We start from the raw sequence: 20,428 nt of genomic DNA, 5'->3' as shown, positions 1-20,428 counted from the left end.
CTGCGCGGCGCGGCCGGTCCGCCCGGCCGCGCGCCGCCGGAACCCGGCGCCGTGAGCGCCGGATCCGGGGCGTGCGCACCACGTCCCCCGCAACCGTCCGGCCAAACCCGTCCGGCCGGAAAGCCGCCCGAACGCGGGAACCCCCGGCGCCGTGGGCAGCCGGGGTCCCCGATCGGGGGTACGGGGTCAGCGACGCGCCTCGGCGTGGTCCTCGCGGCCCACGAACACCTCGCTGCGCGCCTCGCCGTCGTCGCTGCCGCCGAAGACCCGCGCGTCGTCGGGCGCCTCGGTGCCGGCCGGGCGGCGGACCGGGCGGCGCGGCTGCGCCGCCTGCCAGGGCAGCGGGCCGGTGGCGTCGCCCACCTCGGCGCGCAGCCGGGGCAGGGCGGTTGGGCGCTGGTCGCGTACCCAGGTCACCAGGTGCTCACGGACCAGGCAGCGCAGGTCCCACAGGCTGCCCGCGTCGGCGGCGCTGACCAGCGCGCGGACCTTGACCATGCCGCCGGTCGCGTCGGTCACCTGGAGCACGCAGACCCGCCCGTCCCACAGCTCGGTGCCCTCGCACAGGCGGCGCAGCTCCTCCCGCATCGCCTGCACCGGGATGGCCCAGTCCAGGTCGAACTCGGCGGTGCCGAGCACCGCCGCCTCGGTCCGGGTCCAGTTCTGGAACGGCCGGCTGGTGAAGTACGAGGTGGGCAGGATCAGGCGGCGGTCGTCCCAGACCTGCACCACCACGTAGCTGAGCGTCAGCTCCTCGATCCGGCCCCACTCGCCCTCGACCACCACCACGTCGTCCAGGCGCACCGCGTCGCTGAACGCGAGCTGGAGACCGGCGAAGACGTTGCCGAGCAGGCTCTGCGCGGCGAGCGCGGCGACCGCGGCGATCACACCGGCGGAGGTCAGCACACCCGCGCCGACGCCGCGTACGGCCGGGAACGTCATCAGCATGACGCCGACGGTGAGGATCACGATCACCGCGATGGTCAGCCGGCGCAGCAGCACCACCTGGGTACGCACCCGGCGGGCGTGCCGGTTGTTCGGCACGTCCACCCGGAACCGGGCCAGCGCGGTGTCCTCCGCCACCACCAGCAGCGAGGCCACCAGCCAGGCGGTGGCGGCGATCATCGCCAGCACGAGCGTGTGCAGGACGAACTGCCGCCACGGGCTGCCGACCGCGTACAAGGTGGTGAACCGCACCGCGATCTGCACCGCGACCACTGTGGCGGCCACCTGGAACGCGCGGTGCGCGTGCTCGGTCAGCTCGGTCATCAGCAGCGAGCGGCGGCCCAGCCGGCGGGTGACCCGGTGCACCACCTGGGCCAGCACCAACGCGATCGCCGCCGCGGCGAGCGCGGCGGCGATGGTCACGACGTAACTCTGCACGAACTCTCTCTCCCTCCGACCGGGCGGAATCGGGCGCAAAGGCCCAATGGTGCCCGGCGGCCCGGGTATCGACCAGGATCAGACCTTGCGGTACCGGGACTGGAAGAAGCAGTAGACGCCGAACGCGGCGATGCCCAGCGCCATGAGCGCCAGCAGCCACGGCCCGTACGACTGGTCGCGCAGCGTCCGCAGCGCGGCGTCCAGGCCACGCGCCTTCTCCGGGTCGTAGTTGACCGCGGCGACCACGACGAGCACGCCGGCGATGGCGAACACGGTGCCCCGGGAGGCGTACCCGGCCATGCCGAGACGGCGGGTGAGCTGGCGGGTCTTCGGGCTCATCTCGCCGGTCTTGAGGTTGCGCTCGAACTTCTTCTTCAGGCCGTAGATCACCATGCCGACGCCGAGCGCGGCGAGCGCAAGTCCGGCCAGCCCGACCAGCCACCGGCCGCCGTCGGAGGCCATCAGCTTCTCGGAGAACTGCTGCTGCTGGTCCGAGGCGTTGGCGCTGGCGTCCTGGAAGACCTTGATCGCGGTCCAGCCCAGCCAGACGAACACGACGACCCGGACCGCCGAGGCGATCCGTTCGAACGTGCGTTCCTTGCCGGTCCGGGAGACGTGGCCGGAGATCGCCTCGAAGGCCTGCCAGATCGCCATGGCGAACAGGCCGACCGCCATCGCGATCAGGAGGAACTTCCCGAGCGGCTGTTCACCGAGGGTGCGCAGCGCGCCGTTCTGGTTCCCCTCCTCGCCGGACTTGCCGAAGGCGATCTGCAGCGCCAGCCAGGCGAGGAGAAGGTGCACGATTCCGTATCCGATGAAGCCGCCACGGGTCAACAGTTCGAGCCACCGGCTGTTTCGAGCCTGGGCGGCGGTGGCTCCGGCATTCCGGGTGAGAGACATGAGCCCTCAATCTCCCGGCGGGCGATTTTCCAAACGTCCGCGCCCGCCGGGAGCGGCCGAAACGGATCAGCCGGCGAGGTCGCGGGCGACCCGCAGCACCACCTGCTGGTCGGTGACGCTGTCCAGGCTGACCTGGAAGCCGGCGACCTCGGTGGCCTGCTGGCCCACGGTCAGGGAGAGCTGTTCCCCGGCCACCTCGACGGTGACCTGGTCGCCCTGGGCGCCGACGAGCTTCGCCTCGACGCCGAGGATCCGGGCGCTGGCTTCCACGCCGCGGTCGAAGGTGATCGTGCAGGCGTCGAGGCCGCAGTCGGTCTCGGCGCCTTCGGAGCTGCATCCGGCGAGCAGCGCGGCGCCGAGGGCGAGGCCGGCGAGCAGACCGGCGGCACGGCGGGCGGGGGCGGAGGTGGCGCGTCGGATCGTCACCCGCCCAAGGATAGGCGGACTGCGCCAGCGCGCCGTCGCGCCCGGGGCCCGCGACGGCACGCCGGGCGGGGCGTCCGGGGTGCGCGCTAGGGTGCCGGAATGGCTTTCGACGTCGCCCGGGTCCGGGCCGCCTACCCCGCCCTGGCCGAGGGATTCGCCCACTTCGACGGCGCCGGGGGCACCCAGACCGCGGCCGGCGTGATCGAGGCGGTGACCGGCGCCATGCGCGCCGCCACCGGCAACCGCAGCGCCGCTTTCGTACCCGGCCGCCGGGCGCTGGAGCTGGTCGCCGGGGCGCGGGCGGCGGTCGCCGACCTGCTCGGCGCGCAGCCGTCGGGCGTGGTGCTCGGTCCGAGCGCGACCGCGCTGACGTACACCCTGGCCCGCACGCTCGGTGCCGGCTGGCGGCCGGGCGACGAGGTGGTGGTGTCCCGGCTGGACCACGACGCGAACGTCCGGCCCTGGGTGCAGGCCGCGCAGGCGGCCGGCGCCACGGTGCGCTGGGCCGAGTTCGACCCGGTGAGCGGCGAGCTGCCCGCCGGCCAGTACGCCGACCTGGTCACCGAGCGGACCCGGCTGGTCGCGGTGACCGCCGGCAGCAACGCGATCGGCACCGTGCCGGACGTGGCGGCGATCGCCAAGACCGCGCACGCGGCCGGCGCGCTGGTGTGCGTGGACGGCGTGCACTCGGTGCCGCACGGCCCGACCGATCTGGCCTCGCTCGGCGCGGACTTCCTGGTGACCAGCGCGTACAAGTGGTCCGGGCCGCACCTCGCGGCGATGGTGGCCGACCCGGCGCGCTGGGAGGCGCTGCGCCCGGCGAAGCTGCTTCCCTCCGCCGATTCGGTGCCGGACCGGTTCGAGTACGGCACGCCGAGCTTCCCGCTGCTGGCCGGGGTGACCGCCGCGGTGGACCACCTGGCCGGCCTGGATCCGGCCGCGACCGGCGACCGGCGGGAGCGGGTACGCGCCGGGCTGGCCGCCGCGCAGGCGCACGAGGAGGCGGTCTTCGAGCGGCTGTTCGCCGGGCTGACCGGCCGGTCGTTCGTGACCGTCTACGGCGCACCGGCCCGGCGCTGCCCGACGGTGTCGTTCCGGGTGGCCGGCCTGGCCCCGGCGCAGACGGCGGCGGCGCTGGGCGAGGCGGGGCTGTGCCTGTCGCACGGCGACTACTACGCCTACGAGTACTTCCGCACGATGGGCCTGCGCGCCGACGGCGGCGCGGTCCGGGCCAGCGTCTACCACTACAACACGGTCGAGGAGGTGGACCGGCTGCTGACCGAACTGGACCGGCTGGCCGGCCCCGGAGGGAGAATGGCCCGGTGAGCTTTCAGGTCGAGGACAACCCCGCCAAGCGTCGCTTCGAGATCCTGGTGGACGACGCGCTGGCCGGGTTCGCCGCGTACACCCCCGGCGACGGGGTGCTGGTCTTCACGCACACCGAGGTCGACGACCGGTTCCAGGGTCAGGGCGTCGGCGCGGCGCTGGTCCGGGGCGCGCTGGACGAGGTCCGCGCCCGGGGCGGCCGGATCGTGCCGAGCTGCCCGTTCGTGGCCGCGTTCGTCAAGCGTCACCCCGAGTACGCCGACCTGGTGGCCGACCCGGCGTGAGGCCCGGGCCGGCCGGGGGACCTCCCCGCCCGGCCGGCCCGGGAGTCAGCGGGCGCCGCTGAGCACCTCGGCGGCGGCGCGGGCCGCGGCGGCGGTGGCGCCGTGGGTGGCCAGGTGCACCGCGCCGGTGACCAGCTCGGGCACGCCCAGTTCGACCACCACCGCGTCCGGGCGCGCGGCGAGCGCCCGGCGCACCGCGTCCCGCATCCAGTCGTGCCGGTGCAGGTCCCGCACCACCAGCACGAGCGGCCGTCCGGCCGGCAGGTCGCCCGGGTCGGCCGGTACGGCGTCGGCGGCGTAGCGGGCGGTCGTGGTGCCCGGCGCCAGGCTGGCCAGGGGCGCGGCGATCCCCCACGGCGTCTCCTCGCCGATGGCGATGTTGCGCGGCGGCGCGAACTCCACCACGTGCGCCGGCCCGGCCAGCGGCAGCAGCGCGGCGTCGCCGCTGACCCGGACCGCCCGGCGGGCGGCGGCCAGCCCGATCGGTGAGCCGTCGGCCGGTGGCGTGCCGGCGACCCGGCGGGCGCGGGCGGCGACGCTCCAGGCGGCGAGCTGACCGACGCGCTTGGCCGCCTCGGCGAGCCGCTCCTCGGGCAGCTGGCCGCTGATCACCGCGGCGACGATCGCGTCGCGCAGCTCGCGGGCGTCGGCCTCGGTGGCCCGTTCCCCGCCCACGCAGATCGCGTCCGCGCCGGCCACGAGCGCGCGCACCGCGGCGCCGGTGAAGCCGTACCGGTCGGCCACCGCCCGCATCTCCACCGCGTCGGTGACCACCACGCCGCCGAAGCCCATCTCCTCGCGCAGCAGCCCGCCCAGCACGCGCGGGCTGAGCGTGGCGGGCAGTTCCGGGTCCAGCGCCGGCACCAGCAGGTGGCCGGTCATCACCGCCTGCGCCCCGGCGGCCACGGCGGCCCGGAACGGGGCCAGCTCGACCGCGTCGAGGCGGGCCCGGTCGCCGCCGATGCGGGGCAGGTCGTGGTGCGAGTCGACCCGGGTGTCGCCGTGTCCGGGGAAGTGCTTGGCGCAGGCGGCGACGCCGCCGGACTGCAGGCCGCGTACCCAGGCGGCGGTGTGCCGGGCGACCAGGTCCGGGTCGGCGCCGAACGCGCGCACCCCGATCACCGGGTTGGCCGGGTTGGAGTTGACGTCGGCGTCCGGGGCGTAGTCCAGAGTGACGCCGACGGCTGCCAGTTCGGCGCCGAGGTCGCGGGCGACCTCCTCGGTCAGCGCCGGGTCGTCGATCGCGCCGAGCGCGTAGTTGCCGGGCCGGGAGCTGCCCCGGGCGGACTCGATCCGGGTGACGTCGCCGGCCTCCTCGTCGATCGCCACGATGACGTCCGGCCGCTCGGCCCGCAGGTTCGCGGTGAGCGTGGCGACCTGCTCGTGGTCGACGACGTTGCGGGCGAACAGGACGACCGAGCCGAGCCCTTCGCCGAGCCAGCGGCACACCCACGGCGGCGGCGTGGTGCCGACGAACCCCGGTTGCAGGACGGCGGCGGCGAGCGCCGCCAGATCTCCGGTCGATCCCTCGGTCCGCTCGCTCATGTGCTGTCGTACCCCCGTCTCCCCCACGGACCCGCCGGGGCCGGCGGGTGCTGACATGGTCACACCGCGCAGCTAAATAGTCAACAATCCTTACTGTTAGGCGGTGGCGTCCCGCGACCTCCCGTGGGAGAGTTCCCACATGTCCGCCCTGCCGCTCGCCGACGCCACCAGCGCCGCCGACATCCCCGGCGTACGGCTGCTCGGCCTGATCGTCGGCGGCCTGTTCCTGCTGATCGCCATCCGCGCCATGTTCCGCCGCTGATCCGCACCGGGCGGGTGAGCGGCGCAGGCGGTTTCGCGCGGGATCGCCGGGGGTAGCTGAGGCGCTTGATGAAACTGACCACTCACTCCTCCAGCCTGCGCCGGGCGGCACGGAACCTGTTCGGCTGGACCGCGCTGCGGCCCAACCAGCTCGCCGCCATGCGCGCCGTGATGAAGCGCCGCGACGCGCTGGTGGTGCTGCCCACCGGCGCCGGCAAGTCGGCGATCTACCAGATCCCGGCCAGCCTGATCCCCGGCCCCACGGTGGTGATCTCCCCGCTGCTGGCGTTGCAGCAGGACCAGATCGCCGCGCTCAACGAACGGCAGCGTCCGGAACTGCGCGCGGTGCGGATCAGTTCGGACGAGAGCGCCGCCCAGCAGGCCGAGGCGATCGAGGACATCCGGGCCGGGCGGGCGGAGTTCCTGTTCATCACGCCGGAGGCGCTGAGCAACCCGGACCGGCTCGCCGAGGTCCGGGAGCTGAAGCCGGCGCTGGTGGCGATCGACGAGGCGCACTGCATCTCGGCGTGGGGCCACGACTTCCGCCCGGACTACCTGGCGCTGGGCCACCTGATCGACGGCCTGGGCCGCCCGCCGGTGGTGGCGCTCACCGCCACCGCCTCCCCGCCGGTACGCGACGACATCATCGCCCGGCTGCGGCTGCGCGAGCCCGAGGTGGTGGTCTCCGGGCTGGACCGGCCCAACCTCTTCCTCGAGGTGGCCCACTGCCCCACCGACGACTACCGGTGGCGGCGGCTGATCGCGCTGCTGCGCGACGACGAGCGGCCCGGCATCATCTACGTGCCGACCCGGCGCGCGGCCGAGGAACTGGCCGAGCGGCTCACCGGCGCCGGTTTCCCGGCCGAGTTCTACCACGGCGGCATGCCCACCGCGGCCCGGCACGAGCTGCACGAGGCGTTCCTCGCCGACCGGGTGCCGATCATGGTGGCCACGTCGGCGTTCGGCATGGGCATCGACAAGCCGAACATCGCCTGGGTGGTGCACATGGCGCTGCCCGACTCGCCGGACAGCTACTTCCAGGAGATCGGCCGCGCCGGGCGCGACGGCTCACCGGCCCGGGTGCTGCTGCTGTGGCGCGCCGAGGACGTCGGCCTGCAGCGCTACTTCAGCGGCGGGCTGCCGGACGAAAAGGAGCTGACCGAGCTGGCCGCGGTGCTGCGCGGCAAGGCCCGCAACCGCAAGGAGCTGCGCGAGCTGACCGGGCTCGGCCCGCGCAAACTGGGCCAGTACCTGTCCCTGCTGGAGCAGGTCGGCGCCGCCGAGCCGCGCGCCCGGCAGCGCATCGGCGCGCCCCGGTACGCCCCGGCGGCCGCCGAGTCCGGCCGGGCCGCGCTGGCCGAGGCGGAACGGCAGCAGACGGTGACCCGGTCGCGTACCGACATGATGCGCGCGTTCGCCGAGACCACCGGGTGCCGGGGCCAGGCCCTGCTGGCGTACTTCGGCGAGCAGATGCACGAGGTCTGCGGGCACTGCGACAACTGCCACGCCGGCACCAGCGTGGCCGGAGACGGCGCGGTCGGGCCGTTCCCCGTGCACAGCCAGGTGCGCCACCCGGAGTGGGGCGCCGGCCTGGTGCTCAGCTACGAGGAGGACCGGATGACTGTGCTCTTCGACGAGGTCGGTTACAAGACGCTCTCCGTGCCCGTGGTGTCCGAACAGGGACTGCTGGAACTCGACTAGCCTGACCCGGGCGCCGCGGCGGCGCCCGTCGACGAACGACGACCACGGCGAAAGGGGCCTGATCGTGATCGAGCAGCCGGCGTACACCCGGTTCGGCGTCTCCGACGAGGAGTGGGGGCTGCTGGTGGGGCTGCCGCAGTCGGTGCTCACCGCGGCGGCCGCCGCAGAGTCCGACGGCACCCGCCGCACCATGGCCGAGAACGCCGCCGGGCTGCAGACCATTGCCGCCGGCCGCGAGTCGGCGAGCCCGCTCGTCGCGGCGGTGGCCGGCGAGATCGTCGACCGGGTCGGCGACCCGGAGACCGGCGCGGAGCTTCCGGTGCTCACGCCGGAGGACCCGAAGGCGATGATCGAGGACGTGCTGGCCCGGGCCGGCCAGGCCGCCGCCCTGCTCGCCGCCCGGGTGGACGAGGGTCAGGCCGGGGCGTACCGGCACTGGCTGGTGGACATCGCCGAGCAGGTGGTGGGCGCGGCCTCCACCGGCGGCATCCTGGGCCTCGGCGGCGACACGGTGACCGACTCGGAGCGGCGGTTCCGGGACCGGCTGGCCCAGGTGCTGAACGACTGAACGGACTGCTAACAGAAGGCTCCCCGGTCCGTCAATGACGGACGTCACGGCCCCACGGGTGTCGCTTTTCGGCCCCGTGGGGCGTCCTGGTTCTAGCAGGTGTGACGAACCACGGGGGTCGGTTGATGGACGGGAAGCTGCGCCGGCAGGTGCTCGACACGGAGGATCTGCCACCACGCGAGCGCTTCGGCATGTGGCTGGACATGATGGCCAGTACCCCGACGCCGCTGCGGGTGCACACCGCGCACGCCGACGACTTCGTCGCGCGGGCCGAGTTCGTCGAGCTGGGCCGGATGCGGCTCATCCGCTACCGCTACCCGTCGGTGGACTGCGTCCGCACCTCGAAGCTGATCCAGCGCTCCGACCCGGACTACTACCTGCTCGCGCTCACGCTCACCGGGACCAGCCAGGCCGACCAGGCGGGGCAGCGGGCCTGCTGCCGCCCCGGCGACCTCACCTTCTACGACTGCTCCCGCCCGCACGAGGTCAGCCACCACGCCGACCCGGCCGGGCCCGCGTACGCCCGCTCGATCGTGGCCCTGATGCCGTACGACGCGCTGCCGCTGCCGCGCCGCCGTCTCGCTCCCCTGTTCGCCGGGCGGATGTCCGGCTCCGAGGGCGTCGGCGGCCTGCTCGCCGACTTCCTCGTCCGGATCACCGCGCACCCCGAGCAGTACCACGCCGCCGACGCCGAGCGGCTGGGCGGGATCGGCCTGGACCTGGTCGCCACGCTGCTCGGCCGCAACCTGGTCTCCGAGGAGGCGGTCCCCACCGAGATCCGGCGGCGCGCCCTGCTCGCCCAGGTGCGCTCGTACGTGGAGCAGCACCTCGGGGACGCCTCGCTGGACCCGGGCCGGATCGCCGACGCGCACCACATCTCGGTGCGCTCGCTGCACCGGCTCTTCGAGGACGAGGAGACCACCGTCGCGGCGTACATCAGGGACGAGCGGCTGGCCCGGTGCCGGCGCGACCTCGCCGACCCGGCGCTGAGCGACCGCTCGATCCAGCTCATCGCCGCCCGCTGGGGGTTCCGGGACAAGGCACACTTCAGCCGCGCCTTCCGGGCCGCGCACGCGGAGACACCGCAGGCATTCCGGGCCCGTCATCTGGAACCGGCACGGATCGTCAACACCACGGCATCCGCAGTCAACTCGGCGCGGACATACTGAACGCAGGGCTGAGACCGCTCCCAGCGGTGGCCCACTGGTATCGGGGGGCCGTGGCGTGGCGTCCGCGGCGGCCCGGCCGCGGGCGGCCGCCCCGGTGGCGGTCTCCCCGCATCCGCGCCGGACGAGGTTTCCGGCCCCGTCGCGCTTCCCCCCAGGACCGACGGGGCCGGTCAGCCGGCCTCCTCCTCCAGCAGCGCCAGCACCGACTTCTCCACCGCCTCGCGCGGCATCTCCGGCTGCACCGGCGCCAGCACCCCGTCGTGGTAGAGGTCGACCACCCGCGGGTCCACGTAGGAGGCCCGCGCCACCGTCGGGGTGTTGCCGAGCAACTCGGCCACCGACCGCATCACCCCGGCCACCGCCCGCCTGCGGGCGGTGGCGGAGCGCTGCGGGCCCACGTTCGCCAGCTCGGCCGCCGCCAGCACGGTGGCGTGCCAGGTACGGAAGTCCTTCGCGGTCATCTCCCCGCCGCTGGCGTCGCGCAGGTAGTCGTTCACCTCGTCGCTGCGCACGTCGCGCCAGGACCGGCCGTCCCAGTAGCCGAACAGCCGCTCCTGGGCCCGCCGCCGCCGGCGCAGGTTGAGCAGCACCCGGCACAGCTCCGCGTCCTCGATCCGGCGGACCTGCTCGATGCCGCCCTTGGCGGGGAACTCGAAGACCACGCACCCGCCCCGGGAGCGGGTGTGCTCGGGGCGCAGCGTGGCCACCCCGAAGGTCGGGTCGTCGCCGGTGGCGTACTGGTCGCTGCCGACCCGGAAGGCGCCCATGTCGAGCAGCCGGGCGACGGTGGCGAGCACCCGCTCCCGGCGCAGGCCGCGCAGCGCCAGGTCCTGCGTGACCCGGTCCCGTAGCGCGGGCAGCCGGTGGGCCACCTCCAGCACGTGGTCGAACTTCGCCTCGTCGCGCTTGCGCCGCCAGCGCGGGTGGTAGAGGTACTGCTTGCGGCCCGCCGCGTCGATGCCGGTGGCCTGGATGTGGCCGTTCGGGTACGGCGAGATCCACACGTCCTGCCAGGCGGGCGGGATGACCAGCTCGCGCAGCCGGGCCAGCTCCCCGGCGTCGCGCACCGGCTCGCCGGCCGGGTCGAGGAACAGCCAGCCCTTGCCGCGTCGCCGGCGCGCGTACCCCGGCCGGCCCGGATCGCTACGCCGCAACCGCACCGGATACCCGTTCCACGTCGGCCACCGCGGCCACCACCTCGTCGATCCCGATGGCATTCAATGTCGGGTGGCTTCCTACCCCGCGTGACCCGGTCGAATCCGGGTTGACGTGCGTGGGCTCGATCGCACCGAGGGCGCGGTGGCGAGGCCGGTCCGCCGGTGGCCCCCAGTGCGCCGCCGGCACCGGCCCGAACAGCACCACCGAGGCGGTGCCGTAGCCGGTGGCCAGGTGCGCCACGCCGGTGTCCCCGCTGACCACCAGCCGCGCGCCCGCGACGAGCGCGGCCAGCTCGGCCAGCCCGGTCCGGCCGGCCAGCACCGCCTCCGGCGGCAGCCCCCCGTCGCGGGCGACCCGCTCGGCCAGCGCCCGCTCGCCGGCAGATCCGGTCACCGCCACCCGGTGACCGCGCGCGGTCAGCTCCCGGGCCAGCCCGGCGAACCGCCGCGCCGGCCAGCGCTTCGCCGGGATCTTGCTGCCCGGATGCAGCAGCGTCAACCCGGCCGGTACGCCACCCGCCGCCGGACGGCGCAGCGCGAGGTCTCCCGGGTCGGCCGGCAGGCCGTACGCGTGCAGCAGGCGGCACCAGCGGCGCACCTCGTGCTCGTCGTCGTCCCAGGCCGGGCCGTCCGGGTGCCCGGCGTCCGGGTTGCGGTGGGCGAGCAGCCGGCCGGGGCGTACGGCGGCCAGCGCCCGGTGCGACTGCGGCCCCCGGCCGTGCAGGTTGACCGCCACCTCCGGCGGCGGTCCGGTCCACGCGATCCGGTCCGGTCCGGTGGTGGGCAGCACCCGGTCGACCGCCCCGGTCAGCTCCGCCAGCGGCGCCAGCCAGTCCGGCGCGGCGAGCACCAGTTCCCGGCCCGGCAGGCCGGCGCGCAGGCCACGCAACGCCGGCACGGCGGTGACCAGGTCGCCGACGCCGAGCGCCCGCAGCACCAGGATCACGGGTACGAGGACTCCTGCGCGGCGCACACCACCATCTCGCGTACCGCGCAGCCGGCCGGCTGGGAGAGTGCGAACATGACCGCGGCGGCGGTGTCGGACGGCTCGTTGAGCACCGCGTCCGGGCCGGGGCGGTACTGCGCGTCCCGCTCGTCGAAGAACGCGGTCCGCATCCCGCCCGGGATCAGCAGCGTCACGCCCACAGTGCCGGCCAGCTCGGCGGCGAGCGCCCGGGTGAAGCCCACCACCCCGAACTTCGCCGCGCAGTACGCCGTCGCGTCGCTCACCGCCTTCACGCCCAGCGTCGAGGCCACCGTGACGATGTTGCCGCGGGACGCCTCCAGCCAGGGCAGCGCGGCCCGGATCACCGCGGCCGTGGCGAGCAGGTCCACCGTGACGATCCGTTCCCAGGTCTCCGCCGGGATGTCGGCCAGCTTCCCCGGCACGTCCATGCCGGCGGCGGTGACCACGGCGTCCAGCCCGCCGGAGCGTTCCGCGAGATCGCGCGTGGCGGCCTCGGCGGCTCGGGTGTCGGCCAGGTCGCACTCGGCCCAGGGCACACCGTCGGCGGGACGCTGCCGGTCCAGCACCAGCGGGCGTCCACCGGAGCGGGCCACCGCGGCGACCACCGCCGCGCCGAGCCCGCTCGACCCGCCGGTGACCAGGACCGCGGGCCCGGCACCGGGAGCGGGGGCGTTCATGCCGCCGCCCGCGCGACCGCGCCGGATCGGATGCGTCGCTCGTTCATCGTGCTCCCTTCGCCGTGGACCGGACCACCGTCTGCGCGACGGCCTCCGCCGGGTCGAGCGTCGTGGCCGGCCAGCCGCCGCTGCCCCGTCCCGCCCGCGCGGCAGCGATCATGTCGGTGGTCGAGCGCCCGTCGAGGTACGGCACCACCACCGTGTGCCCGCCCCAGCGGGCCAGGATCTCCGACTCGGGCAACGTCTCGGCGCCGCCGCCGCTGGCGTAGTCGCCGCCCTTGACCCAGATGTCCGGACGCAGCCAGGACAGCGCCGCCTCCGGGGTCGGCTCGTCGAAGATCAGCACCGCGTCGACGCAGCCGAGCGCGGCGAGCAGCCGGCCCCGGTCGCCCTGCGGCACGACCGGGCGCTCCGGGCCCTTGAGCCCGGCCACACTGGCGTCGGAGTTGAGGCAGACCACCAGGCAGTCGCCGAGTTGCCGGGCCGCCTGCAGCGTCGCCACGTGCCCGGCGTGCAGCAGGTCGAAGCAGCCGCCGGTGGCGACCACGGTGCCGCCGGCCGCGCGTACCCGGGCCACCACCTCACCGGCCGCCCCGGCGCCGACCCGGTCGCCGCCGCCGGTGACCACCGCCGGGGCCACCGCCCGTACCGGGGCCGGCAGCGCGGCGGCCACGCCACCCCCGGCCACGTACGCGGACGCCTGCGCGACCGCCTCCTGCACCGCCTCGGAGACCAGCGCCCCACGGGCCAGCGCGAGCGTCGCGGTGGACGCGAAGCGGTCCCCCGCCCCGCAGGTGTCCCCCTCGGCCGGTGGCGCCGGCACCACCAGGGGCGTGGATCCGGCGTGACAGAGCAGCGCGCCGTCCCCGCCGAGCGTCACCGCTACCGCGCGCGCCTGCCAGCGGCGGCGCAGCGCCTGCGCGCTGCGGGACGCGGCCGCGAGGCGGGACCCGCCCGGCGGCGTCTTGGCCAGGTCGCGGGCCTCCGGCTCGTTCGGGGTGGCCAGGTGCACCCCGGGTACGGCGGCCGGTCCGCGCGGATGCGGGTCCCAGACCACCGGCGCCCGGGTGGCGGCCAGCGCGGCGCGCAGCGCGGGATGCCCGGCCACGCCCCGGCCGTAGTCGCTCACCAGCACGGCGGACGCGTCGGCGATCAGCCGCAGCACGGCGTCGCTGGGCTGACCGGGCACACCGGCCGCGCCGCCCCGGTCGTGGCGCAGCAGCACCCGGCCGCGTACCCGCAGCCGGACCTTCTCCGGGGTGGCGCCGGCCAGCGGCAGCGCGTACAACCGCACCCCCGCGGCGGCGAGCAGCGTGCCGAGCCGGGCCCCGCCGGCGTCGTCGGCGACCGCTGTGACCAGCGCGACCTCGGCGCCCTGAGCGGCCGCGAACACCGCGGCCAGGCCGGCGCCGCCGGGACGGTCGACGGAGGAGGTCTCGTCCAGCACCGGCACCGGGGAGTCCGGGCAGAGCCGGTTCACCAGACCCTCGACGTCGCGGTCCAGAAGCGTGTCCCCGAGCACCACCACCGGCCCCCTCATGCCCGGCCTCCCGGTCCGGCGGGCGCCGCCGGGTCCGGGTCGCCGAGCACCACCTCGACGCCGGTACGCACCGGTTCGGCCGGCGCCGGGGCGGCGAGCGCCGCCGGCAGCGCCCGTTCGACGTACTCGCAGAGCACGTGCGAGGCCACCAGATGCAGCTCCTGCACCACCTGCCCGTCCGGCGAGTCGATCGCCAGGTGCTCGTGGCAGAGGTCGGCGAGGGGGTTGGGCGCGGGACCGGTGAAGGCCCAGGTGCGCAGGCCGGTCTGGTGGGCGGCGTGGGCGGCGGTGAGGAGGTTGGTGCTGGTGCCGCTGGTGGTGAGAAGCAGGAGGATGTCGTGGGGTCGGCCGTGGGCGCGTACCTGTCGGGCGAAGGTTTCGTCGTAGCCGTAGTCGTTGGCGATGGCGGTGAGGGCGCTGGTTTCGGCGTGGAGGGCGATGGCGGACAGGGGTTGGCGGTCGTGGCGGAGTTTGCCGACGAGTTCGGCGGTGAGGTGCTGGGCTTCGGCGGCGCTGCCGCCGTTGCCGGCCACCAGCAGCCGCCCGCCGGCGGCGAGCCGCTGCGCCAGATCCTCACCCCAGCGGGCCAGCATCCCCTCCGACTCCCGCAGCGGCAGCAGCGCGGCGGCCAGCAGCGCCAGATGGTCCTCCAGCAGCGTGCCGCCGGCGGCCGGCGGGGTCGCCGTCATCAGGCGACCACCCGGGTGGGACGGCCGACGCTGGCCACCTCGCCGTACAACTCGGTGAGGCGGTCGGCGGTGGTGGCCCACGAGTAGCGGGTGCGCGCCCGCTCCAGCGCCGCGGTGGCGTAGGCGAACCGGCGGATCCGGTCACCGAGCAGGCCCCGGATCGCCGCGCCGAGCGCCGCCGGATCGCGGGCCGGCACCAGGTCGCCGGTGCGGCCGGGCACCACCGTGTCGATGAGCCCGCCGACCGCGGTGCCGACCACCGGCACGCCGCACGCCATCGCCTCCAGCGGGGTGAGCCCGAACGGCTCGTACCAGGGGGCGGCGACGAGCACGTCGGCGGACCGGTACCAGCGGCCCATCTCCTCCCGGGGGACCGCGCCGACCAGCCGTACCCGGTCGGCGACGCCGAGCGAGCGGGCCAGCGTCCGCAGGCGCAGCGCGTACGGGTCGGTCTCCAGCAGTCCGGCCGGCGGGCCGCCGACCACCACGCACTCGGCGTCCGGCACCTCGGCGACGGCCCGGATGACGTCCTGGAAGCCCTTGCGCTCGACCAGCCGGCCGACGGTGAGGATGCGGGCCCGGCCGCCGTCACGGTCGGCGACCGGGCCGAGCGGGGCGAACGTGGACAGGTTCACCCCCGACGGCACGACTGTCATCCGGGAGCGGGGCACACCCATCCGGACCAGCTCGGCGACCTCGTCCTGGCACTGGGCGACCACCCGGTCCACCGAGCGGCCCAGCTTCCGCTCGTGCTCGACCCGGCCCGGCGGGCTGGTGTCCTGCGCGCCCTGGTGGCGGCGCTTGACGGTGCCGAGCGCGTGGTAGGTCTGCACCACCGGCACGCCCGCGCGGCGGGCCGCGGCGAGCCCGGCCAGCCCGCTCATCCAGAAGTGCGCGTGCACCACCTCGGGCTGCCAGTCGCCGGTGCGCCACCGGTCGGCCAGCCAGTTGCCGAACGCCGGCATGTACGGCAGCAGGTCGTCCTTGGCCACCGGCTCGGCCGGCCCGGCCGGTACGTGCACCACCTCGTACCCGTCCGGGGCACGCACGCTCACCGGCAGGTCCACCGCGTCGAGCCGGGTGTAGACCCGTACGTCGTGACCGGCGGCCGCGAGCGCGGCGGAGAGCTCCGCGACATGCGTGTTCTGGCCACCGGCGTCCTCCCCGCCGAGGACGGCGAGCGGGCTGGCGTGCTCCGAGATCATCGCGATGCGCATACTTCCTCCTCCAGCAGCCGGTCCCAGTCGGCGAGGAAACGCTCCAGGCCGTAGCGGCCCCGGGCGGCGGCCCGCGCCGCGGCGCCCGCCCGGCGGGCGGACTCCCTGTCGTCCAGCAGGCCACGGGCGGCCTCGACGAGCGTGTCGACCCGGGTGGACAGCGCGCCCGCCTCCGGCGGGACGGCTTCCACCGCTTCGGTGGTGGCCAGCGCCACCACCGGCATGCCCATGGTCATGGCCTCGACGAGGCTGAGGCCCAGTGAGGTCCAGCGGCACAGGTGCAGGTAGGCGCGCCGTTTGGCGAGTTCGGCGTGCATGGCGTGCTGGGGTACGTCGTCGTGGCTGGTCAGCCGGTCCTCGGGCAGTCCGAGGTGAGCGGCGAGACCGGCCACCTTCATGCCGTAGACGTCGAGCGGGGCGAGCGCGGCGAACCGGGCGAGCAGGTCGGTGCCGGTGACGCGCCAGCGGCGTACCGGCTCGTTGATGACCACGGCGAGGCGGTCGAGTTCGCCGGTCCATTCGACGGCGGGCGGTACGACGCCGTGGTCGACCACCGTGGTGCGGGTGCCGCCGTTGTCCCAGAACAGCTCGTTGAACGCGGTGACGTGGGTGAGCAGCAGGTCGTCGCGGTCGGCCATGGGATGACGGGTGTTCGGCACGTCGCCTTTCGGCGTGTTGTGCTCGACGTAGATCGCCGGGACGTCGCGTCCGGGGCGGCGGCCGAGCCACTCGGCGGCCAGGTCGAGTTCCTCCGGGCGCTGCAGGATCACCAGGTCCACGTCGGCGCCGCGCAGGTCTTCCGGCGTGACCTCGACCGCGCTGTCCGGCCACGGGTAGGTGCGCGCCCGGCCCAGCCCGTACGGGCCCCGGTCCGGCGTGACCGGCACCAGGTAGCGGTGCTTGCCGTGCACGAAGGACGTCGTCCACGACCCGTGGACGTGCCACAGCAGGATGTTCATCCGACCACCCCGCCCGCCACCGGCGCCGGCACGCCGAGCAGCCGCAACGCCTCCAGCACCCGGCCCGGCTCGACCGCCGACAGGCACGGGTGCCCGGGGACCGGGCAGACGGTGGCGCGGGTGTCCCGGCAGGGCGCCGCCGCGTCGCCGAGGCGCACTGTCGGCACCCGGTAGGGCCCCCACTGCCCGAACGGCACAGTGGGCGCGAACAGGCTCACCACCGGCACGCCGAGCGCGGCGGCCAGGTGCGCGGGGCCGGTGTTGCCGACCACCAGCGCGCCGGCGCCGGCGACCACAGCGGCCAGCTCCGCCAGCCCGGTACGCCCGCCGAGGTCGACGCCGCCCGCCGCCGCGACCCGGGCGGTCAGCTCCCGCTCGTCCGGCCCGCCGGTGACCACCACCCGGTGACCGGCCGCGCCGAGCACCCGGACCACTCGCGTGGCCAGTTCCTCCGGGCAGGCGCGGGTCTCCACCGAGGACCCGGGATGCAGCACCACGTAGCCGGGCGCCCCGGCCTCGGCCGCGGGCGGCGGAAGCCGGTCGGAGCGGATGCGCAGGGCGGGTTCGTCGTGGCCGGGCAGCGCGAATCCGGCGGCGGCGGCGAGGGACAGGGCACGTTCCGGTTCGGGTACGCCGGCCGGGACGCGGTGGCGCACGTCGAGCAGGCTGCCCGGGTAGTCGTCGCTGATCGCGCTGATCCGGGGCACCCCGGCCAGGCGCAGCAGCAGCGCCAGCGGCAGCGCGGACTGGTGGAAGGAGGTGAAGACGACGGCTTCGTCGGCGCGTACGGCCGCGAGCCGGTCGGTGAGCGCGCGCATGTCGCCCGGGTCGACGGGTGGGGCGGGCGCGTCGATCCACGGCAGCGGCGCTTCGATGATCTCGTCCACGCCGGGCAGCAGTTCGGCCGCCGCCCGGCCGCGTGGCCCGCACAGCAGCACCACCCGCTGCGCGCCGGCCGCCACCGCGCGGATGCCGGGACCGGTCACCAGCACGTCACCGGCGGCGTCGCTGCGGACCACGAGGACCGTGCCCCGGCGGTTACGGCCCGCGCGTTGCGGCGCGGCCGTGAGGCGCATCCGGGCCAGCACTGTGCTCACCGCGTCCGGCAGGTCGGCGGCGACGGTCGGCGCGGCGGCCACCTCGGCGGCCCGGGTGGCCGGCGTGGGCACCATGATCGTGGCAGCGCCGGCCGCCGCGGCGGCGGCCGTGTCCGCGCCGATGTCGCCGATCAGCACGCACCGGGTCGGCGTGGTGCCGAGCGCGCGGGCTGCCTCGTGTACGAGCCCGGGCGCCGGCTTGCGGCAGGCGCACCCGTCGGCTTCCGCGTGCGGGCAGATCGCCCAGTGGTCGAAGGGCCCGAGCAGTTCCTCCACCCGGGCGTTGACCAGCCTCAGCTCGTCCGCGGTGAAGCAGCCGCGGGCCAGGCCGGACTGGTTCGTCACCACGGCGAGCCGCAACCCGGCCGCCCGCAACCGGTCCAGCGCCTCCCGGGCGCCCGGCACCGGCCGTACCTTCTCCGGGTCGCCGTTGTACGGCACGTCCTCGATCAGCGTGCCGTCCCGGTCCAGCAGCACCGCGTCGTAGAGGCCGGACGGGAACCGGTCAGCACCCGGGTCAACCCGGGCTGACCTGCACTGATCCCGCTCCTGGTCCCGTCGCACGGGCGGCGGGTTCCCGAGCCCCCGAGGAGTAAACGTCGACGTCGGCGCCAGGCGTGCCCCGCCGGTGCCGGCGCACACGTTGCCACGACCGTTCCGGTCCGGCGATACCCGCCGCCCCCGAGAAGCTAACCCGCATCGCCGTTAGCGGCGGCCCGGGGCGGGGTACCGGTTGGTGATGGCGGTTGTGGAGAAAGTGATCGACGCGCCTCCGGAGCAGGTCTTCGAGGTGCTCGCGGACGGGTGGACGTACAGCGACTGGGTGGTGGGCACCGTGCACGTGCGGGACGTGGACGACACGTGGCCCCGGGTCGGCAGCAACCTGCACCACCGGGCCGGGCCCTGGCCGTTCTCGCTGCAGGACAAGTCCACCGTGCTGGAGTGCCAGGCGCCGCACCGGCTCGTGCTGCGCGCGGGGTTGTGGCCGGCCGGCGAGGCGACAGTGGCGTTCGCTCTGGAACCGCTGGAGGACGGCCGGACGCGGGTGACCATCGGCGAGGACTTCGCCGCCGGGCCGCTGCGGTGGGTCCGGACCAAGCTCAACGACCTGGTGCTGCATCTTCGCAACCGGGAGACGCTGGCCCGGCTGTCCGACATCGCGACCCGGCAGAAGCCGGAGCGGGATCGATCCCTCGGCGGGGCGTCTGTGCGGCCGCCGCACGGCCCACTGGATACCCTCTCAGATGAACCTGTCCGCTGACCGAGGATGTCCGTGATGATCGAACCCGTGCAGTTACCCTCCCCGTGGGGGGATGCGCGCCTGACCGTCGTCGTTCCGACCTACAACGAGGCGGGCAACCTCCCGGTGCTGGTCGAGCGCCTGCTCGCGCTGCCTCTGCCGGGGCTGAAGGTGCTGGTCGCGGACGACAACTCCCCGGACGGCACCGGTGAGGTCGCCGACAAGCTGGCCATCGAGCACCCGGACCGGGTGACGGTGGTGCACCGCCCGGGCAAGGAGGGTCTCGGCCGGGCGTACGTGGACGGCATCGGCCGGGCGCTCGACGACGGCGCGGACTTCGTCGCCCAGATGGACGCCGACCTGTCGCACCCGCCGGAGGCGCTGCCCGGCATGCTCGGCGCGCTGCTGTCCACGCAGGCTTCGGTGGTCATCGGCTCGCGGTACGTGCCCGGCGGTGAGCTGGACGAGAACTGGCCGCTGTACCGGCGCGCGCTCAGCGGCTGGGCCAACCTGTACGTGCACACGCTGCTGCGCGTGCGCATCCGTGACCTGACCGCCGGCTTCAAGATCTGGCAGGCCGAGGCGCTGCGCGCGATCGGGCTCGACCGGGTCCAGTCGAACGGCTACAGCTTCCAGGTGGAGATGCACTACCTCGCCACCAAGCTGGGCCACACCATCCTGGAGGTGCCGATCCGCTTCGAGGAGCGCCGTGACGGCGACTCGAAGATGACCACCGCCACCAAGATCGAGAGCGCGTTGATGCCGTTCAAGCTGCGCAGCCGGCACCGCAACCTCGACTCCTGATCCGCCCTGCCCTGCCGCGCGCCCGCAACGCGCCCTCACGCCGCTGTCACGGCGCGTGAGGGCGCGCTCGCCCCGCCATGTCCCGCACCCCGCGCCTTTGCTCTGCCGCCACCGGCGCAGCACCGCGTTGACCTGGGGCGCTCTCCCGGCGCCACGGCCCCACCTCAGGCGCAATCAAGCACGCTGCGTAACCAACGCCGCATGCCTCACCGCTCCACCCCGCCACCCCGCCACCCCGCCACCCCGCCACCCCGCCACAGGCGCGATCTTGCAGTTTGGTGCCCGGCAAAGCCTGGCAAAACCGGCACCCCTCGGGCGCCAACTGCAAGATCGCGCGGGACGGTGCCGCTTCCCGCCCTCATCTCGCCAAGTGAGATCAGCAACCCGCATCCCGGGAACTGGCGCAGATCTTGGTACGAAACGGCCCTCATGGGGGCCCTTTCGTACCAAGATCTGCGGGCCGCGCCCGTGCCCGGTGACGTACTGACTGCGGTTAGGTGCCTGATCGTCGCGCGGGT

General features: G+C 75.1%; 20 protein-coding genes. 8 read left to right on the top strand and 12 right to left on the bottom strand.

Features of this window, described 5'->3' with window-relative positions; all coding sequences use genetic code 11:
* Positions 1-186: 186 nt before the first annotated feature.
* The 3 genes from PVK74_RS01990 to PVK74_RS01980 all read right to left on the bottom strand — a co-directional run bounded on the left by PVK74_RS01990 (position 187) and on the right by PVK74_RS01980 (position 2,709).
* Positions 187-1,383: a mechanosensitive ion channel family protein gene (locus PVK74_RS01990; RefSeq protein WP_043325015.1), complete on the bottom strand. Its 1,197-nt coding sequence runs from the start codon at positions 1,381-1,383 to the stop codon at positions 187-189.
* A 78-nt stretch (positions 1,384-1,461) separates the two neighbouring features.
* Positions 1,462-2,283 carry a DUF1206 domain-containing protein gene (locus PVK74_RS01985; protein ID WP_043325016.1) on the bottom strand — a complete coding sequence of 274 codons (822 nt, stop codon included), beginning with the start codon at positions 2,281-2,283 and terminating at the stop codon, positions 1,462-1,464.
* 66 nt (positions 2,284-2,349) lie between these two features.
* A complete protein-coding gene (locus tag PVK74_RS01980; protein ID WP_030499883.1) occupies positions 2,350-2,709 on the bottom strand; it encodes a hypothetical protein in 360 nt (119 codons plus the stop codon).
* A 99-nt stretch (positions 2,710-2,808) separates the two neighbouring features.
* On the opposite strand from PVK74_RS01980, the gene PVK74_RS01975 reads away from it, so the two are divergent.
* The gene (locus PVK74_RS01975; protein ID WP_274478031.1) at positions 2,809-4,035 is read left to right on the top strand and encodes a cysteine desulfurase-like protein; all 1,227 of its coding nucleotides are present in this window, start codon (positions 2,809-2,811) and stop codon (positions 4,033-4,035) included.
* Positions 4,032-4,319, top strand: a complete 288-nt coding sequence (locus PVK74_RS01970) for a GNAT family N-acetyltransferase (RefSeq protein ID WP_064448745.1) — start codon at positions 4,032-4,034, stop codon at positions 4,317-4,319. Before PVK74_RS01975 ends, PVK74_RS01970 begins: the two co-directional genes overlap by 4 nt.
* 45 nt (positions 4,320-4,364) lie before the next feature.
* On the opposite strand, the gene PVK74_RS01965 is transcribed toward PVK74_RS01970, so the two are convergent.
* The gene (locus PVK74_RS01965) at positions 4,365-5,864 is read right to left on the bottom strand and encodes a glycoside hydrolase family 3 protein (protein ID WP_069089896.1); all 1,500 of its coding nucleotides are present in this window, start codon (positions 5,862-5,864) and stop codon (positions 4,365-4,367) included.
* Positions 5,865-6,003: 139 nt separating this feature from the next.
* Here PVK74_RS01965 and PVK74_RS01960 point away from each other — a divergent pair, with 139 nt between their 5' ends.
* The 4 genes from PVK74_RS01960 to PVK74_RS01945 all read left to right on the top strand — a co-directional run bounded on the left by PVK74_RS01960 (position 6,004) and on the right by PVK74_RS01945 (position 9,563).
* Positions 6,004-6,126 carry a hypothetical protein gene (locus PVK74_RS01960; RefSeq protein ID WP_255358596.1) on the top strand — a complete coding sequence of 41 codons (123 nt, stop codon included), beginning with the start codon at positions 6,004-6,006 and terminating at the stop codon, positions 6,124-6,126.
* A 68-nt stretch (positions 6,127-6,194) separates the two neighbouring features.
* A complete protein-coding gene (locus tag PVK74_RS01955) occupies positions 6,195-7,826 on the top strand; it encodes a RecQ family ATP-dependent DNA helicase (protein ID WP_064448747.1) in 1,632 nt (543 codons plus the stop codon).
* Between the two features lie 64 nt (positions 7,827-7,890).
* Positions 7,891-8,394: a hypothetical protein gene (locus PVK74_RS01950; protein WP_064448748.1), complete on the top strand. Its 504-nt coding sequence runs from the start codon at positions 7,891-7,893 to the stop codon at positions 8,392-8,394.
* 125 nt (positions 8,395-8,519) lie between these two features.
* Entirely contained in the window at positions 8,520-9,563 is a 1,044-nt protein-coding gene (locus tag PVK74_RS01945) for an AraC-like ligand-binding domain-containing protein (protein ID WP_043325022.1), read from the top strand.
* Positions 9,564-9,733: 170 nt separating this feature from the next.
* On the opposite strand, the gene PVK74_RS01940 is transcribed toward PVK74_RS01945, so the two are convergent.
* Genes PVK74_RS01940 through PVK74_RS01905 form a run of 8 tightly spaced genes read right to left on the bottom strand, consistent with a single transcriptional unit; the run spans position 9,734 to position 18,430 of the window.
* Entirely contained in the window at positions 9,734-10,723 is a 990-nt protein-coding gene (locus tag PVK74_RS01940; RefSeq protein ID WP_274478030.1) for a DNA topoisomerase IB, read from the bottom strand.
* Positions 10,707-11,666 (bottom strand): glycosyltransferase family 9 protein, encoded by a 960-nt coding sequence (locus PVK74_RS01935; RefSeq protein WP_069089899.1) that lies wholly within the window; start codon positions 11,664-11,666, stop codon positions 10,707-10,709. The genes PVK74_RS01940 and PVK74_RS01935 overlap by 17 nt, the downstream gene beginning before the upstream one ends.
* Positions 11,663-12,364 (bottom strand): SDR family oxidoreductase, encoded by a 702-nt coding sequence (locus PVK74_RS01930; protein WP_043325024.1) that lies wholly within the window; start codon positions 12,362-12,364, stop codon positions 11,663-11,665. Before PVK74_RS01930 ends, PVK74_RS01935 begins: the two co-directional genes overlap by 4 nt.
* Positions 12,365-12,407: 43 nt before the next feature.
* Complete coding sequence (locus PVK74_RS01925) at positions 12,408-13,904, bottom strand: PfkB family carbohydrate kinase (protein WP_274478029.1); 1,497 nt, start codon at positions 13,902-13,904, stop codon at positions 12,408-12,410.
* Complete coding sequence (locus PVK74_RS01920) at positions 13,901-14,593, bottom strand: D-sedoheptulose-7-phosphate isomerase (RefSeq protein WP_274478027.1); 693 nt, start codon at positions 14,591-14,593, stop codon at positions 13,901-13,903. The genes PVK74_RS01925 and PVK74_RS01920 overlap by 4 nt, the downstream gene beginning before the upstream one ends.
* Positions 14,593-15,810, bottom strand: a complete 1,218-nt coding sequence (locus PVK74_RS01915) for a glycosyltransferase (RefSeq protein WP_043325028.1) — start codon at positions 15,808-15,810, stop codon at positions 14,593-14,595. Before PVK74_RS01915 ends, PVK74_RS01920 begins: the two co-directional genes overlap by 1 nt.
* Complete coding sequence (locus PVK74_RS01910; RefSeq protein WP_064448753.1) at positions 15,795-16,769, bottom strand: glycosyltransferase; 975 nt, start codon at positions 16,767-16,769, stop codon at positions 15,795-15,797. Before PVK74_RS01910 ends, PVK74_RS01915 begins: the two co-directional genes overlap by 16 nt.
* Positions 16,766-18,430, bottom strand: a complete 1,665-nt coding sequence (locus tag PVK74_RS01905; RefSeq protein ID WP_113973171.1) for an HAD-IIIA family hydrolase — start codon at positions 18,428-18,430, stop codon at positions 16,766-16,768. The genes PVK74_RS01910 and PVK74_RS01905 overlap by 4 nt, the downstream gene beginning before the upstream one ends.
* A 175-nt stretch (positions 18,431-18,605) precedes the next feature.
* Here PVK74_RS01905 and PVK74_RS01900 point away from each other — a divergent pair, with 175 nt between their 5' ends.
* Positions 18,606-19,127 (top strand): SRPBCC family protein, encoded by a 522-nt coding sequence (locus PVK74_RS01900; protein ID WP_307189071.1) that lies wholly within the window; start codon positions 18,606-18,608, stop codon positions 19,125-19,127.
* 15 nt (positions 19,128-19,142) lie between these two features.
* On the top strand, positions 19,143-19,910 hold the full coding sequence (locus tag PVK74_RS01895) for a polyprenol monophosphomannose synthase (protein ID WP_043325031.1): 768 nt from the start codon (positions 19,143-19,145) through the stop codon (positions 19,908-19,910).
* Positions 19,911-20,428: the final 518 nt, after the last annotated feature.

The sequence above is a fragment of the Micromonospora chalcea genome (assembly GCF_028768405.1).
GTDB lineage: Bacteria > Actinomycetota > Actinomycetes > Mycobacteriales > Micromonosporaceae > Micromonospora > Micromonospora chalcea.
The sequence above is the reverse complement of the archived record's forward strand: the minus strand, read 5'-3'. Positions and strand labels throughout refer to the sequence as shown.